This window comes from Streptococcus mitis (assembly GCF_002096735.1).
Classification (GTDB): domain Bacteria; phylum Bacillota; class Bacilli; order Lactobacillales; family Streptococcaceae; genus Streptococcus; species Streptococcus mitis_CZ.
Map to the genome: position 1 here is coordinate 59316 of NZ_NCVC01000011.1, position 15636 is coordinate 74951.

The 15636-nt window shown below is 36.9% G+C and carries 19 protein-coding genes; 16 read left to right on the forward strand and 3 right to left on the reverse strand.

The window, feature by feature from the left end; all coding sequences use genetic code 11:
• Window positions 1-57: 57 nt before the first annotated feature.
• The 5 genes from B7703_RS01550 to B7703_RS01570 all read left to right on the forward strand — a co-directional run bounded on the left by B7703_RS01550 (window position 58) and on the right by B7703_RS01570 (window position 4167).
• Complete coding sequence (locus B7703_RS01550) at window positions 58-615, forward strand: hypothetical protein (RefSeq protein ID WP_084923379.1); 558 nt, start codon at window positions 58-60, stop codon at window positions 613-615.
• A 73-nt stretch (window positions 616-688) separates the two neighbouring features.
• Complete coding sequence (locus B7703_RS01555; protein WP_084923381.1) at window positions 689-1105, forward strand: hypothetical protein; 417 nt, start codon at window positions 689-691, stop codon at window positions 1103-1105.
• Between the two features lie 327 nt (window positions 1106-1432).
• Window positions 1433-2035, forward strand: coding sequence for a hypothetical protein (locus tag B7703_RS01560; RefSeq protein ID WP_084923382.1), 603 nt, complete (start codon window positions 1433-1435; stop codon window positions 2033-2035).
• A gap of 420 nt (window positions 2036-2455) precedes the next feature.
• Window positions 2456-2932 (forward strand): hypothetical protein, encoded by a 477-nt coding sequence (locus tag B7703_RS01565; RefSeq protein ID WP_239822241.1) that lies wholly within the window; start codon window positions 2456-2458, stop codon window positions 2930-2932.
• A 32-nt stretch (window positions 2933-2964) separates the two neighbouring features.
• Window positions 2965-4167, forward strand: coding sequence for a hypothetical protein (locus tag B7703_RS01570; protein ID WP_084923384.1), 1203 nt, complete (start codon window positions 2965-2967; stop codon window positions 4165-4167).
• A gap of 104 nt (window positions 4168-4271) precedes the next feature.
• On the opposite strand, the gene B7703_RS01575 is transcribed toward B7703_RS01570, so the two are convergent.
• Window positions 4272-5180, reverse strand: coding sequence for a LysR family transcriptional regulator (locus B7703_RS01575; RefSeq protein ID WP_084923424.1), 909 nt, complete (start codon window positions 5178-5180; stop codon window positions 4272-4274).
• 588 nt (window positions 5181-5768) lie between these two features.
• On the opposite strand from B7703_RS01575, the gene slmA reads away from it, so the two are divergent.
• The 4 genes from slmA (at window position 5769) to B7703_RS01595 (ending at window position 8939) form a co-directional block, all read left to right on the forward strand.
• Window positions 5769-5909 carry a salivaricin M family lantibiotic gene (slmA, locus tag B7703_RS09995; protein WP_338322407.1) on the forward strand — a complete coding sequence of 47 codons (141 nt, stop codon included), beginning with the start codon at window positions 5769-5771 and terminating at the stop codon, window positions 5907-5909.
• A gap of 29 nt (window positions 5910-5938) precedes the next feature.
• A complete protein-coding gene (locus tag B7703_RS09670) occupies window positions 5939-6046 on the forward strand; it encodes a QVPTGV class sortase B protein-sorting domain-containing protein (protein ID WP_020901952.1) in 108 nt (35 codons plus the stop codon).
• Window positions 6047-6176: 130 nt separating this feature from the next.
• Window positions 6177-6911: an ABC transporter ATP-binding protein gene (locus B7703_RS01590; protein ID WP_084923426.1), complete on the forward strand. Its 735-nt coding sequence runs from the start codon at window positions 6177-6179 to the stop codon at window positions 6909-6911.
• Between the two features lie 12 nt (window positions 6912-6923).
• On the forward strand, window positions 6924-8939 hold the full coding sequence (locus B7703_RS01595; RefSeq protein WP_084923386.1) for an FtsX-like permease family protein: 2016 nt from the start codon (window positions 6924-6926) through the stop codon (window positions 8937-8939).
• 239 nt (window positions 8940-9178) lie between these two features.
• On the opposite strand, the gene B7703_RS10000 is transcribed toward B7703_RS01595, so the two are convergent.
• The gene (locus B7703_RS10000; protein WP_020901949.1) at window positions 9179-9331 is read right to left on the reverse strand and encodes a hypothetical protein; all 153 of its coding nucleotides are present in this window, start codon (window positions 9329-9331) and stop codon (window positions 9179-9181) included.
• Between the two features lie 534 nt (window positions 9332-9865).
• Between B7703_RS10000 and B7703_RS10005 the strand changes: the two genes are divergently transcribed.
• From B7703_RS10005 to B7703_RS01620, 5 genes are all read left to right on the forward strand, one after another.
• On the forward strand, window positions 9866-10594 hold the full coding sequence (locus tag B7703_RS10005; protein WP_239822242.1) for a sensor histidine kinase: 729 nt from the start codon (window positions 9866-9868) through the stop codon (window positions 10592-10594).
• Entirely contained in the window at window positions 10575-11171 is a 597-nt protein-coding gene (locus B7703_RS01605) for a response regulator transcription factor (protein WP_084923389.1), read from the forward strand. The genes B7703_RS10005 and B7703_RS01605 overlap by 20 nt, the downstream gene beginning before the upstream one ends.
• 85 nt (window positions 11172-11256) lie before the next feature.
• Window positions 11257-11487, forward strand: coding sequence for a YqgQ family protein (locus tag B7703_RS01610; RefSeq protein ID WP_171043344.1), 231 nt, complete (start codon window positions 11257-11259; stop codon window positions 11485-11487).
• A complete protein-coding gene (locus B7703_RS01615; protein WP_020903668.1) occupies window positions 11487-11867 on the forward strand; it encodes a rhodanese-like domain-containing protein in 381 nt (126 codons plus the stop codon). The genes B7703_RS01610 and B7703_RS01615 overlap by 1 nt, the downstream gene beginning before the upstream one ends.
• A gap of 88 nt (window positions 11868-11955) precedes the next feature.
• Window positions 11956-12183, forward strand: a complete 228-nt coding sequence (locus B7703_RS01620) for a hypothetical protein (RefSeq protein WP_000660081.1) — start codon at window positions 11956-11958, stop codon at window positions 12181-12183.
• Between the two features lie 43 nt (window positions 12184-12226).
• On the opposite strand, the gene B7703_RS01625 is transcribed toward B7703_RS01620, so the two are convergent.
• Window positions 12227-12952, reverse strand: a complete 726-nt coding sequence (locus B7703_RS01625; RefSeq protein WP_084923391.1) for a 16S rRNA pseudouridine(516) synthase — start codon at window positions 12950-12952, stop codon at window positions 12227-12229.
• 161 nt (window positions 12953-13113) lie between these two features.
• Between B7703_RS01625 and typA the strand changes: the two genes are divergently transcribed.
• Both typA and B7703_RS01635 read left to right on the forward strand, forming a co-directional pair.
• Window positions 13114-14955 carry a translational GTPase TypA gene (typA, locus tag B7703_RS01630; protein WP_000164111.1) on the forward strand — a complete coding sequence of 614 codons (1842 nt, stop codon included), beginning with the start codon at window positions 13114-13116 and terminating at the stop codon, window positions 14953-14955.
• Between the two features lie 19 nt (window positions 14956-14974).
• Entirely contained in the window at window positions 14975-15229 is a 255-nt protein-coding gene (locus B7703_RS01635) for a DUF3165 family protein (RefSeq protein ID WP_000262674.1), read from the forward strand.
• The last annotated feature ends 407 nt before the right edge of the window (window positions 15230-15636 follow it).

The window sequence follows — 15636 nt, forward strand, 5'->3', positions numbered from 1 at the left end:
GAAAATAATCTATACTGTAGATAAAACTTATTTTAAACAGGGAGAAAAGAGAAAATAATGGAAAAACATGAAAACCAAACGAACGAAGAAGTGACCGTAGAAAAAGTCGAAGAGACTACGGAAAGAATGGAAGAATCAATTAATGAAGTAGTTAAAGAGAAGACTGATAGAGTAGAAGCAATCAAAAAAGAGGCATCAGCTTTTGTAGATAAAGCTGGACAACAAATCGAAAATCTAGATATGAATGGTCTCATTGAAAAGATTAAAAAACTATTTGAAACAAAGCCTTTACAATCTATCGGAATAAGCCTAGCTATCTTTCTTGTTCTGTTCTTTGGAGTTCGCAAATTAACCAGTGATCCCTTAGATGGAACTTATGAAATTTTAACAAAACGTGATCATTTAATCATGGTGATTAAAGGAAATGCTGGGACTGTCATCTCTGAAGATTCAGACGGAGACAAAGAAACAAGATTAGTGAAAATTGATAAACAAAAGAAAGAATTGACAATCACAGACACTAAAGGAAGAGATTTAGGAAAAACAAAATATATGTTAAAAGATAAGGAACTTTATCTTCAAGAGCCAGATCAAACCTTTAACCGAGTAAAATAGACTACACATTAAAATCTTACCTCAGTACCCTAAAAGTTACTGGGGTAAGAAATTGTATAAAAGGAGAATATGAATGAAATTTAAAAAATTAATAACTCTAGCTAGTTTAGTAGGACTGATTACTTTCTTATTACCTGTTGTTTCATCAGGTAATCAATCAGTAGCTCCGGTAAGTGAGTACGTAGTTGATTATCTAAATGCGCCTTCCCAATTTATGGTATTTATTGTTTGGTACGGTGCATTTGTAATCACTTTATTATTATCTTTATTTATAGTAAATAGAAGAGTGATAGCAATTATTCAGTCACTTGTTATTATTTTATTAAGTGCATTTAGTTTGTTTATTCATTTTACATTCTTGAAAGAAATAGTTGGTAGAGCACAATTAGGTTACGGAGCTATTCTATATTTTATCTGTGCTTTGATAAATATTTTTGCGGCAATAATGATTATAAAAGGTGATAAAGCTACTAGTGAAAAAATGAATTAAATCATTTCATTTCAGTAGTAGTTGGGATGAATGTGATAGTAATAGCAGGGGCTTTAGTAAATTAGAAAACAGGAATAATGATGGAGAATGAAGTGGAAGAGAAATCAGTATTATTAGAAAGTAATTTATCTAACAAAATAGAGAAAATGATGAGGCAAAGATATGCAGATATCCAATCTTCAGCAAATAATCTATAATCGTGATACTAAACTAATAGAAACATCTAAAAAATGGTGGAAGTTTTGGAATTAATAAAAAATCATAACAATATTTGTACAATAACTGTTATACTTTTATGGAAAAATAAATAATATTTAGGAGTCTCTTATGAAAAAAAGAAATACTTTACTTATCTTAGGCGCACTACTTTCTAGTGTCGGTTTAGCAGCTTGTTCATCATCTATGAATACAAAAGGAAAAGGTATCACTCAATTAATGAACGAAAATCAAGAGAGAGTTTTCTATCTTGTGCACGATTCTAATGATGATGACCTACCTGGAAAAGATGAAAATATAGAATACGTCTATATCACAAAAAGCGGAAAACTGAAAGGGTACGAAATAGACGTAAATTTTCATATGGATGAAGTTGTAGGTAAAAGCAACGATGAAGTTAGAAAGTTAGCTGAGGAAAAATCCAAAAAAACTTTTGAAATCGATAAAGTTACAGCTAGGGTAGAAACGGATTCGTCAGGAAATAACACTACAGAAGAAAAGATAAAAATATCTTGGTACCAAAATAAAGCAGATTATCGTACTTACAAATCTCTAACCTATGGACAAATCCGTGATAGATACTATGCTGGATATAATACAGGGCGTTCCAAATCCGACTACAATTCTGCACAACTACTCGTTACTGAAGTTTCTAAAGGAAATGTAATAAACTTTGATAAAGCAGATGGTAAAATTGTAGAAGAAAAAAAATAAACAAATAAAGTATCAAATAAAATTCTTTGATGACATTGTAGCTCTTCTTAGATGAACGATAATCACCAGATTTTAATTTACGTTCTATCTTTTCAAAATCAACAACAGCATTATAATCATCCAACGCCAAATCCAAACGAGTTATTTTAGCTTTTAAATCTAATAACAATTAAAAAAAACTGTTCCAGTCACTATCAATCTTTTGAGCTAAATCTGTGCATCTCTAACCTGTCCAAACATAATTCCTAGACATCGATGAATTAATCATTTTATAGATTTATTCCATGTTTTCTTGACGACAAGAAACCTAGACTGTTTTTATAAACTTCTATTTTAGGTAAGATTTGATATCCTAAATGGGTTGACTTTATTAATACGCTAATTGATGATGATAATAAACAACTTATTAAAAATTCAGGTATGAGACAATCTGATTATGATAGACAAATTAAATATGAACAAGAAATTATGGAAGAGCAAAAGCAGTGTGAAATAGAGACGCAAGAAGCTGCAGGAGCTCTAGTGGCTTTTGGTAGTGGATGGTATCCCAAGGATTATTATTTCATGGAAGCTATAGAGTTTTTTATCGGAGCTTTAGAAAATTTCAAAGCTGATAATATGAAGGAACTAGTAAATCTATATGATGATACAAAATATAAAGAATTACAGTTGAATTATCAGAAAGAAATGCTACAGTTACAAAGGGAACAATATATTGATACTAAGAAAATGCTTCAAGCATTAAGATACAACAATTATGTTCAAACTTTACAATTACAGCAGTTAGATGGAATCCGTAGAAATACAGAAGAAGCAGTTGATTACTTGAGAAATTTACGTGTTCAAGAAAATCATTATCACACACATAACCATTACCATCAAAATAATGTTTATTAATTTATATAGGTGAAATTAAAATTAGAAATAATATGAAGAAAATTATAAAAATAATTACCTGTTTGGGTTTGTTTTGCGGCTTATTTTCATTAGTGAATTTAGCCCAAGCCGATAGTACTGACTACAACCAACTATTGCCACAAATTGCTGAGAAGTGGGATAGTAAAAATTTATCAGACAAAGCTAGATACCAACTAGGTTATGCACTGGTCGATATTGATAAAAATGGGACGGATGAATTATTAATTGGTCGTTCTTATGATAGAAATTGGAGTTTGTATGCTGTCTATTATTTAAATGAACATACACCAACAAAACTGATTGAAAGTACCTCAGAGGTGCAAAGTATAGGTCGAACATCTATTAGCCTTTTTGGTGATGGAAGTGTTGCTATCAGTGAATGGACTTCGGGCTCTGGACAAGGAGTAACAATGCTGTATCAACTCTCAAAAGAGAACAAAGAAGCAGAGCTTGTTCAAAAAGTCGAATTTGATATGAAGGAAAAAGACGGATTTGGTATTGATTTTTCTGGAAAGTCAAAAATAGACACCTCAACGATTGAATATACTTCTCTAAATCTCCCGATTATCGGTGATAATATGGATCCTAATCCTCCTATGCCCAAGTCCCTTGTCGATGCCAAAATTGGAGATGAAATTCCTCTCCCATCCGAATTAGTAGGTACTTGGATTAATAAAGAGCCAAATAATGGGACTAATCCTGGTAGAGCTTCATCACTTATTTTAGGAGAGGATGGAAGCTACACTGGAACCTTTAAAGATGGAGATATTAGAGGGAAATTATCCCGTCTTAAAAAAGTGAGTGAGAATGGATTTATTGTCTTAAAAGATAATCAGGAGGGGCAAGCGTTTGCTTTTAGTATCGGTTTAGGTGGAGGTTTGCCTCCTGGTGAGCGAATTGATTTAGGAATGGTATTGGAGGGACGGACTTTATATTCTGTATCATGGCAAGTCAAAGAAGGAGCAGAAGACTACTCTAAACCGACTAAACAAGTAGCTTTTGTTAATCCAACTTATGGTCCTAAGAAAATCGAGAAAAAAGCAGAGCAAGAAGTAGCGAAACAAGGCGATACAGATGTGGAACCAAGTCAAGATAGTAGTGAGGAGACAAAGCCAGAACAAAAACTATTCGGAAACATTCCAGTGTTTGGCATTGTTGCAGGAGCTGGACTTATCCTTGTTGTAATTCTGTCTATATTTTGGTTTAAAAAATAAGATTTTATAAAATCATTTTGATTTACTATTAGAGAAAAAACCTCAAAAACTAGGGTTGAAAACTAGTTCTTGAGGTTTTTAGGTTATTCGATTTAGATTGATTCTCAACTATCAAACTGGACTTCTTCTAGGAGATAGTCGATAAAGCGTTCGCCCATCTTAGAAAGGCTAGTTTTTTCATGTTGGATATAGACCAGCTCGATAGGGTCGTGAATATCAAGTGGGATAGAAACGATATTGTCTCCGTTGAGGTTGCTGTTCAAAATCCCTGTTGCAATGGTATATCCATCCAGACCAATCAAGAGATTAAAGAGGGTGGCACGGTCACTGACCACTATGGATTTCTTGTGGTGTTCTTGGGAAAGAATCTCTTCTGAAAAGTAGAAGGAGTTGTGCGTCCCTTGGTCATAGCTGAGATAAGGGAAGTTTTCCAAATCAGATAGTTTGACCTTGTCTTTTTTTGCCAGAGGGTTGGTCTTGCTGACAAAGATATGGGGCTGGGCTGTGAAGAGATGGTGAGCCAGCAGGTGATTGTCATCCAGCATCTTGGTTAAAACGTCACGGTTGTAGCTGTTTAAGAAGAGGACACCGACCTCACTACGGAAATTCTTGACGTCATCGATAATCTCCCAAGTACGAGTTTCACGAAGGAAGAGCTCGTATTTCTCCATATCGCTTTTCTTGAGCAAAGAGACAAAGGCATTGACCACAAAGGCATAGTGCTGAGACGAAACGCTAAAGAGTTCGCGGTGGGCGACAGGATTTTTATAGCGTTCCTCCAGAAGCTGGGTCTGCTCGACAACCTGACGGGCATAAGAGAGGAACTCCATCCCATCACGGGTCAAGGTAATGCCCTTGGGATTGCGGATAAAGATTTCAATGCCCATTTCATTTTCCAAATCTCTCACAGCATTGGAAAGACTGGGTTGAGTGATAAAGAGTTGCTTGGCTGCCTCATTCATGGAGCCAGTTTCGACGATTTTGATAATATAATGTAATTGTTGAATTCTCATGTTTTTATTGTACCACACTTGCGTCAGAATCGCCAAAGATGATAGGGAAATCAGGAGCATTGTGTAAGTCTCTGTAAAGTAGTTAAGAAGAAACTTCTAAATCATTTAGTAAATAAGTTAAAAAAGTAGCTGAGCAAGGTATTGTTTAGCTGTTTTTTAATTGGGCACTATAAAAATTTTCTTCGAAAATAAGAAATTTGCACGATTTACTCATTATTTATCCAGTACTAGAGTTTATACTAGTTATTGTAAAGATGATCATCCAAAAGAAGGAAGGAGGCAACTTTATGGCTAAAAATACAAATCGTTCAGAGATTGATTCTCTAAGTTTTGAGGTTGAAAAGCAAGAACTTTCCGGGAAATTACAAGCTAGTGGTACACAGCTTTTAAAATGACACTAGCAGGCCGCTGTGGATTGTGTTTCACCTGTTTCTATGAGTGTACGACAAATAATGTTCGCTGTTAGATAAAACAAAAGGAAAATTCTAGTGTTTTATTACAAAACATTGACAACATTTTGATTTGGTGTTATATTTACGGGAGAAATACAAATAAAACAAGACAACTTTGAGATTGATTCTTTGGATTATGGAAATTAATAGCCAAGAATTGGATGGAAAATCTGCTGCAGGGTGGCGTACGGCTGTTAGATTAACAGCACAGGGGCGCTGTGCTTGGTGGTTTACACATTCTTATGAATGTACTTCGCCCAACGTGCGCTGTGGATAAAACTCTCTATTTTTTGACAGGAGGATAAAATGGAAGGAATTATTGGAACACTAGATTTCTATGCACCTGTACTGGTCTTAGGAGTTGTTGTCATAGGGATTGTTTACTTTATGAAAAAAAGAAACGATCGCAAATAATCAACATCGACCGATACCTGAAAAAGGCATCGGTTTTTTATAACTTGAATGTATTGCACAAAATACTCATGGCAAACCTTGAAAGAAACCGTATAATGAGAGCGTAATAAAGAAACGGAGGAATGAAATGATGAAACAGCTTATCGTGACAGGATTAACGAAAACATTTGGTCAAGGGGATAATATCGTTCATGCTTTATTAGAGGTGAATTTGTCCGTTGAAAAAGGTGAATTTCTGGCAATTATGGGTGCCAGTGGTAGTGGAAAAACAACACTCCTCAACTGTATTTCAACGATTGATAAACCAACATCAGGTGAGATTCGATTTGAAGATTTTGACATCATCCATGCCAAGGGAAATGACCTAGCTGACTATCGTGCTAAAAATATTTCCTATATTTTCCAAGCTTACAACTTGGTAGAAACCTTGACAGTTTATGAAAATATCGTCCTACCTCTCCAGATTCAGGGGAAAAATATCAAAAAACATCAGGATAAGATTGAGGAAATTTTGAATAAGTTGGCCATCCAAAACTTAAAAGATAAGTTTCCTAATCAGTTATCAGGTGGCCAGCGACAACGTGTGGCAACTGCTAGAGCCTTGATTGATGATTCTAAACTGATTATCGCAGATGAACCGACAGGAGCCTTGGACTCTGCCAATTCTGAAAAACTGATGGCACTTTTGCAGGAAATCAATAAAAGTTTTGGTATTACCATTTTACTGGTTACGCATGACCCTGCCGCAGCCAAGTATTCCTCACGGATGGTGCTACTTAGCGATGGAAAGATTATGGATGATTTGGAACGTAACAGCTTATCTAATGAACAGTATTTGCAAGAGATTTACAGCCGTACCAGATAGGAGGGGGAGAGTATGTATCCAAAATTGATTTTACGAAATGTATTTCGAAATTTACAGACCTATACCATCTATTTTTTCAGTCTAACCTTGATTTATAGCTTGCTCTATGCTTTTAATGCTTTACCAAGCCATCCAGTGATGCAAAGTTTATCAGGAGCAAAGGAAATGTTAACGACGGTGATGAGCCAGTACATGGGCTTGCTTTCCTATCTGATTCTATCGGCGATTGCCTTTCTCGTCGTTTATTCCACAAACTTTGTCCTGAGACGGCGCAAGAAAGAGCTGGGACTTTATGCAACGCTGGGAATGAAGAAGAAGCAGATTATTCGTACCCTGTTCTTTGAAACCATGCTGGTCAATATCTTTTCCTTGATTCTAGGTTTCTTGCTTGGATTGATTTTACTGGTCATTCTAGCTAAGATTGCATCTGAGTTTTTCATGGCCAATTACTTTGGTAGTCTGCTTTTCTTTGATAGCAAGTCTGTCATCTTACTAGTTTATTCCTATTTGGTAACCAGTTTTATTGTAGGTGTCATGGACATTCTTGCCTTTAGAAAGCAAAATATCATTGCACTTATTCAAGAAAATGGGGTCAAAAAATCTGTCTTGGCAAAAGGCAAGCCAGTTCTCCAAGTACTTCTCTTTATTCTTTCGACAGCTGTTATCGGCTTTGGTGCTCTCTATTTTTCAGACTATCATCATCTATCATTCTTGAAAAGCTGGGGTATCTTGCTGGTATCTATCTTCGTGATTTTTGTGATTTTATTTTACAATACCTTGAGCCATTTTATCTTGGTCTCCCTTAGAAAACTGCCTCAAACCTACTATAACAAACTAAACACTTTTAAAATCCGTCAATTTTCAAAACAAGCTGATAGTAATTCGGTCACGTTGGCTGTCTTATCCTTGACCTTGACACTGGCTCTCAGCTTACTCGTTTTTAGTGGTAGTGCCTATACGACTATGAACCGAGAGCTGAACAAATACTCACCTTATGATGTAACTGTCAATCTCTACCGTGGTAAAGAGTTTCAATTTTCTCAGGAATCTGTCAAAGACAGATTGAAAGCCGATGGCTTTGACTTTAACCTCATCAAAGAGGAGTACAGCTGCCCTATCTATTCTAGTGATTTAACTTATAAAGATTTGATTGATACCAGCAATCTCTGGGAGCATGATAAGAAACTTCCTGAATCAAAAGTACCGATTTTAGGAATTTCTGCCTACAATCATCTCCGCAAACTGCAAGGGAAAAAAGCGATTGACTTGGCAGAAGACCAATTTCTAGTCAATGCCAATTATAAAGGAACTGCCAAGCAGATCCAGGACTTTCTATCAACGACCAAAACCTTCATGATTAACGGTCATTCTCTCAACCTTGCCTCTTCAAAGCCACTTGAAACAGTTTACTTTTTATCTTCAGTAACTACAAATGACTCAGGAACCTTGATTGTACCAGATAAGGTAGTAGTTGGATTGACGGAAGACCACACGACCTATGTTGCCAATTTCAAGGAAAATATAGACAAACGGGAAGTAGAAACATTCTTGAGTCAGTGGATTGAAAAATACTACTTCACTCGTGATGGAGCAGAGTTGAATTCGTTCACCTATCAAACCAAAGGAAGTATTTTCGAGGTTTACCTTGGATTTATGGGCGTCATTGTCTTTGTCATGATTTTTGTCAGTGTTATTTTTATCATTATTTCCCTCAGTATCTTGTCCCTTCAAACTTCAACAAGTGCTTTGGATAGTGTAAATGATTATCAAATCTTATACCTTCTTGGGAATAAGAGGAAGCAAAATCGTACTATTCTTTTGCAACAGATTCTAAGTTATTTCTTGGTTCCGCTGGTCATCGCAGGTCCGCTAGCATTTGCCTCGAGTACCGCTCTTTTGGGCTATTTTGAGAACTTCGCTAATACCAGCATTTCTATTGATATCACCTATCTGGGAGTAGCGGTTTTACTCTTTGTCCTTTACTTGCTAGTGACTTACAGAGTAAGTTGGCAAATGATTGAAAATTAAGTCAAATACCAGAGTTGCCAATCCGACAATTCTGGTATTGTGTTATAATGATATTAAAGTAGTTCAGGAAGTGGATACATATGAAACAGTTTGTCAAATCGCTCTCGAAAAACTCACTTTTATTGTGGTGGTTGACGATTTTTAATCATCTAGCTTTAATGATTTATATTTATTATAGGATTCCTCTGGACTTTTCGACAGATTTTTCCTTGCAGATGGTTTTATTGCTGATTATTGCTTTAATTGTATTTAGCTATATTTGTAATATTGTGACCTTTCGGTATAGTGAGTTGAAACTTTGGTTGCTCCTGATGATGTTTCTCATTAGCTGGCAATCCATATTTAATCAAGGAGTTGCGAGCACCCTGTTGCACTTTTTTGATATTCTTCATCCTCTCAACTCTTTTTTATTGGTGTATAGTTCTCTGTCTATTATCTTTCTGGGAGAGAAAATAGGAGAAGAACTGTTGAGTGTGTCCTTTGTGTTGACACTAATCACCATTAGTTCGTATCTGTTAAGTCCTTCAATTTTTCTATTTCTGTCCTTGTTTGCGTCTTTCTTTTTAAACCTTGTTCCCTTGATTTTACTGATTTTATATCATAAAGAGTTGAAAAGTAAACTCAAGTATCAGAGACGAAATTTGTGGATATTAGCTTTGATATTGCCTCTTTCTTATTTCTTTTTGTATATCAATACGACGGGCTCAGGAGTGATGAACCTAGTCTGGTATCTGGAAATTCTTGGCATTTTAGCTTTTTTACACTTCAAAACGATTATCAGCTCTCTTCAAAAAAAGGTATCAGAGTTAAAATTGTCCTATATAAAAGCTTTTTCACACTTATTTTTACTAGTTATGTTTTTGTTAGTAGGTATTTTCATCATCTTTCGTCTAAACTTAAACACGAGCTTTTTGGTCTTGAATATCATGTTACTATTGTTCGGGATTTGTTCGGAAGAATTGATTCGCCTCTTTCGTTCTGCTGATATGCTAGATGCTAGGGATTATGTAAAAGTTCTCTTTTTAAAGCGTAACCGTATGGTGAAAAGTCTGCTGGCAAATGAAGACACAGAACAACAGTTCTCCGAATTTCTTCACAATGAAATCCTGCAAAATGTGATGGCAATAAAAAATTTCAATAAATATAGTAGCAATCAAGCTTTTGGTGAACAGATCAATCTGGTGACAGAGGAGTTGGTTCAGCGGATTCGTGAGCGGATGGATTATTATCAGCCAATGGTAGAAACAGACGAGCAGTTAGACATCCAGTATCAAGGGCTGATTAATCGGATTGTCAAGCGCTATCACGCAGAAAATGAAGTCGTCACACAGTTTCCTGCTCACTTTAGGCTTTTATCTCCTTACGATAAAATTGCCTATCGTCTGGTTGAGGAGTTGGCGACCAATGCCGTTAAGCACGCTAGTGGTGGAACGATTTCTTTGAAGATTGATGTGCATGATGACACTATTTTTATCATTTCTGAAAATGACTGCCTTCAAACAGAAAAATCCTTAGGTTATGGCTTGAAAAATATGTCTAATAAAATTAGTGTTTTAGGTGGTCAAATGCAGATTTTTGAAAATAATAAGAGATTTCGTGTAGAAATTACTCTCCCGATTGATAAGGAGTTGTGTTATGAAAATTTTGTTAATTGATGATCATAAATTATTTAGCCAAAGTATCAAGATGATTTTAGAGTTATCGGAAAACATTAAAAAGGTCCAGTTAGTGGATAATTTTTCGACTATCTCGGAGATTGCTTTTAATGACTACGACATTATTTTGATTGACATCAACCTGACGAGTCTGTATCAAGCTGATGGGCTGGCCTTGGCACAAGAGATTATCGACAATGGTTGTTCTAGTAAGGTTGTGATTTTGACAGGTTACAGTAAAAAAATGTATGAACACCGAGCTAAAGTTATGGGGGCTTATGGCTTTCTGGACAAAAGTATGGACCCAGATGAGTTGGTGAAAAAACTGGAAAAGATTTATCTAGGTGGTAAGGTCTTTTCAGATGAAGTGATGGTAGAGGTGTTAACACCACGAGAAATCGAGATACTAGAACTGGTTAGAAATGGCTTGACCATTGATGATGTCTGTGACAAGGTCTATGTGAGTAAACGTACAGTTTCCAATCACCTGGCCAATATCTTTTCAAAATTAGGAGTGGCTAACAGGCAGGAGGCGATTCATATCGCTGAGCAGTTGGGCTATTTTCCACCAGATTAAAAAGTTGCAGAAGATGCAGCTTTTTTAATTTCTGCGATACTTCTTGTGTGGTCTCTTCTTGAAAAAAACACAAAATTTTGCTAGAATGAGTCTTATGAAAACATTCTATGATGTGCAGCAATTCCTCAAACGATTTGGTATTATTGTTTATATGGGAAAACGCTTATATGATATTGAACTGATGAAGTTGGAACTCTCTCGGATTTACGATGCAGGGTTGATGGACAAATTAGACTATCTAGAAGCAGAAGCGGTTCTTCGCAGAGAGCACAAGATAGAATTGGATTATATTGAGAAAAATGGAGAAATGAACTAATGGTTACTTGGATTTTGTGGGTACTTATACTGGCAATGTTGGCGTGGATGGGCTTTAACTATCTTCGTATTCGCCGTGCGGCTAAAATTGTAGACAATGAGGAGTTTGAAGCCTTGATTCGTACGGGTCAATTGATTGATTTGCGTGATCCAGCAGAATTCCACAGAAAGCATATCCTTGGAGCCCGCAATATTCCTTCAAGTCAGTTGAAGACTAGTCTTGCAGCTCTTCGTAAGGATAAACCTGTCCTTCTTTACGAAAACCAACGTGCGCAACGAGTTACAAATGCTGCCCTTTACTTGAAAAAACAAGGTTTTACTGAGATTTATATTCTTTCTTATGGTTTGGATTCTTGGAAAGGGAAAGTGAAGACTAGCTAATCTTATTTCCAAATTAGTCGAATGATAGGATGAAGCTATTGTTTTATAGTATAATTAATTTGTATAAAATTTAAGGAGTTCTTAGAACATGAAAGAAAAGAAGAAAAATCCACTTTTTGTGGGTATCTTGTCGATTATTCTTGGTTTGTTATTTCCGTTGGGAGGTATTGGTTTAGGTATTACCAGTTTATTGTATGCTAACTCACTTCAAAAAGAATCTGGACTAGACTATAAAACAGAAAAAATTATAGCTATTGTAGGGATTGTAGTTTCCGTAATTAATTGGGTTTTAGGATTGATTCTTTTTATGAATTAACTAGTGTAAAACAAAAAAAGCTTTATTTGAAAGCTTTTTTGTTTTATCCACTTTTCTCTATGTAGTTTTTAATGATTTTCAATTCCTCTTGGTTTAAGGGACGGTATTGACCTTCTGCTAGTTCTGAGTCTAATGTAAACTCACCGAACTGAACTCGTTTGAGTGAGGTTACCTTGACACCAACCGAGAGGAACATTTTCTTAACCTGATGAAATTTTCCTTCTGAAATGGTGATGGAGGCTCGACTGAGGGAAGAACTAGCAGATAGAATTTCTAGTCTTGCAGGTTTACAGACAGTACCATCTAAAAAGACAATTCCCTTTTGAAAGGTTTGGATGTGGTCAGGTGTTAGAAGTCCATTGACCTCAACTCGATAAGTTTTATCGACATGATATTGGGGATGGAGGAGCTGAAAGCCCAAGGGACCGTTATCGGTCAAGAGGAGGAGTCCTGTCGTATCTCGATCCAGTCGGCCGACGGCATAGAGCTTGTCAGACTGGATGTCAGGTGACAGCAGGTCCATGACAGTTGGAAGTTCCCTGTCTTTATTGGCTGTAACGACACCAGCAGGTTTATGAAGCATAAGGTAGGTGTGCTCATAGCCTTGAACGATTTGTCCTTGAAAAAGGAGTTCTTGTAGACCTGTATCGATATTTTGGGCTAGGGAGCGGGCAGGGCAACCATCGACTAGAATTTCTCCTCTGAGTAAGGCTTGTTTCATGGCCTTTCGGCTGATTTTTTCTTGGGCTAATAAATTATCTAAACGCATACTGTGCCTATCTTATCATAAGTAGCTTGCTTTGAAAAGGCTTGACGTGAAAAGAAAAGCAGAGTGAAAACATTTACACTTGCTTGAGTTATGTTATTTACCTGAAATTATGGTATAATCGTTCAGTTAGAAAATAAATTTTGAATATTATAGAGGAAATCATGACAAAATTAAGAGAAGATATCCGTAACATTGCGATTATCGCCCACGTTGACCACGGTAAAACAACCCTCGTTGACGAATTATTGAAACAATCAGAAACGCTTGATGCACGTACTGAATTGGCAGAGCGTGCTATGGACTCAAACGATATCGAAAAAGAGCGTGGAATCACCATTCTTGCTAAAAATACAGCCGTTGCCTACAACGGAACTCGTATCAACATCATGGACACACCAGGACACGCGGACTTCGGTGGAGAAGTTGAGCGTATCATGAAAATGGTTGACGGTGTTGTCTTGGTCGTAGATGCCTACGAAGGAACAATGCCACAGACTCGTTTCGTATTGAAAAAAGCCTTGGAACAAGATCTTGTTCCAATCGTGGTTGTTAACAAAATCGATAAGCCATCAGCTCGTCCAGCAGAAGTAGTGGACGAAGTCTTGGAACTTTTCATCGAGCTTGGTGCAGATGATGACCAGCTTGACTTCCCAGTGGTGTATGCTTCAGCGATCAACGGAACTTCTTCATTGTCAGATGATCCAGCTGACCAAGAAGCTACTATGGCACCAATCTTTGACACGATTATCGACCATATTCCAGCTCCAGTAGACAACTCAGATGAGCCTTTGCAGTTCCAAGTATCACTTTTGGACTACAATGACTTCGTTGGCCGTATCGGTATCGGTCGTGTCTTCCGTGGTACTGTTAAAGTTGGGGACCAAGTTACCCTTTCTAAACTTGATGGCACAACTAAAAACTTCCGTGTTACAAAACTCTTTGGTTTCTTTGGTTTGGAACGTCGTGAAATCCAAGAAGCAAAAGCAGGTGACTTGATTGCCGTTTCAGGTATGGAAGATATCTTTGTCGGTGAAACTATTACTCCGACAGACGCAGTTGAAGCTCTTCCAATCCTACACATCGATGAGCCAACTCTTCAAATGACTTTCTTGGTCAACAACTCACCATTTGCTGGTAAAGAAGGTAAATGGGTGACTTCTCGTAAGGTGGAAGAACGTTTGCAGGCAGAATTGCAAACAGATGTTTCCCTTCGTGTTGACCCAACGGATTCACCAGATAAATGGACAGTTTCAGGACGTGGAGAATTGCACTTGTCAATCCTGATCGAAACAATGCGTCGTGAGGGATATGAACTTCAAGTATCTCGTCCAGAAGTTATCGTAAAAGAAATCGACGGTGTTAAATGTGAGCCATTTGAACGTGTTCAAATCGACACTCCAGAAGAATACCAAGGATCTGTTATCCAAAGCCTTTCTGAACGTAAGGGTGAAATGTTGGATATGATTTCAACTGGTAATGGTCAAACTCGTTTGGTCTTCCTTGTTCCTGCACGTGGTTTGATCGGATACTCAACTGAGTTCTTGTCAATGACTCGTGGTTACGGTATCATGAACCATACCTTCGATCAATACTTGCCATTGATTCCAGGGGAAATTGGTGGTCGTCACCGTGGTGCCCTTGTTTCTATCGATGCTGGTAAGGCTACAACTTACTCAATCATGTCTATCGAAGAACGTGGTACGATCTTTGTCAACCCAGGTACTGAGGTTTACGAAGGAATGATCATCGGTGAAAACTCTCGTGAGAACGACTTGACAGTTAACATCACTAAGGCGAAACAAATGACCAACGTTCGTTCAGCTACTAAGGACCAAACAGCTGTTATCAAGACACCTCGTATCTTGACCCTTGAAGAGTCTCTTGAGTTCTTGAACGACGATGAGTACATGGAAGTAACGCCTGAGTCTATCCGTTTGCGTAAACAAATCCTTAACAAGGCAGAGCGTGAGAAAGCTAACAAGAAGAAAAAATCAGCTGAATAAGAGCTAGAAAGAGATAAAGATGGTTTATTTAATCATAGGACTCCTCTTATTACTACTCTATGTATTTGCGACACCACAAAGCATTAAAGGGACAGTCAATATCGTCCTTGTCGTCTTTGCTTTCGTAGCACTCTTGATTTTGCTGATGTTGTCTGTCCTGCAAATCTTTCAGCTACCGACAGAATTCTTTATCGCAATCGCCATGCTCTTCCTAGCATACTTTAGCTTGCGAGATATTACCCTCATGTCGGTCCATAAAAGTAAAAGAAGATAAAAAGAGAGTTTTGGCTCTCTTTTTTTGTAGAAATTTTACAATAGTTTGAATTGCCTTTTACTATAACATCATCTCTTTTGCTTGTAAAGTATGAAGGTGAAAACTGGAATAAAATCCGCTAATGTCATCTATTTTTTAGGAAATTGTAAAACTTCATTACTAATGATATCTTAGTAAAATATGTTGATAGATTATATAAAAAGTGATATACTTAAGTTAAAAGAAATCGTTTTCAAAACGAGGAAGGATTAAATTTGTTGTCTTGGTGCTCAGGGTGTGATGGATTAAACTAGGGAAATAATTCTAAGGATTTATAAAAGATAATACTCAATGAAAATCAAAGAGCAAACTAGGAAGCTAGCCGCAGGCTGTACTTGAGTACGGCAAGGTGAAGCTGACGTGGTTTG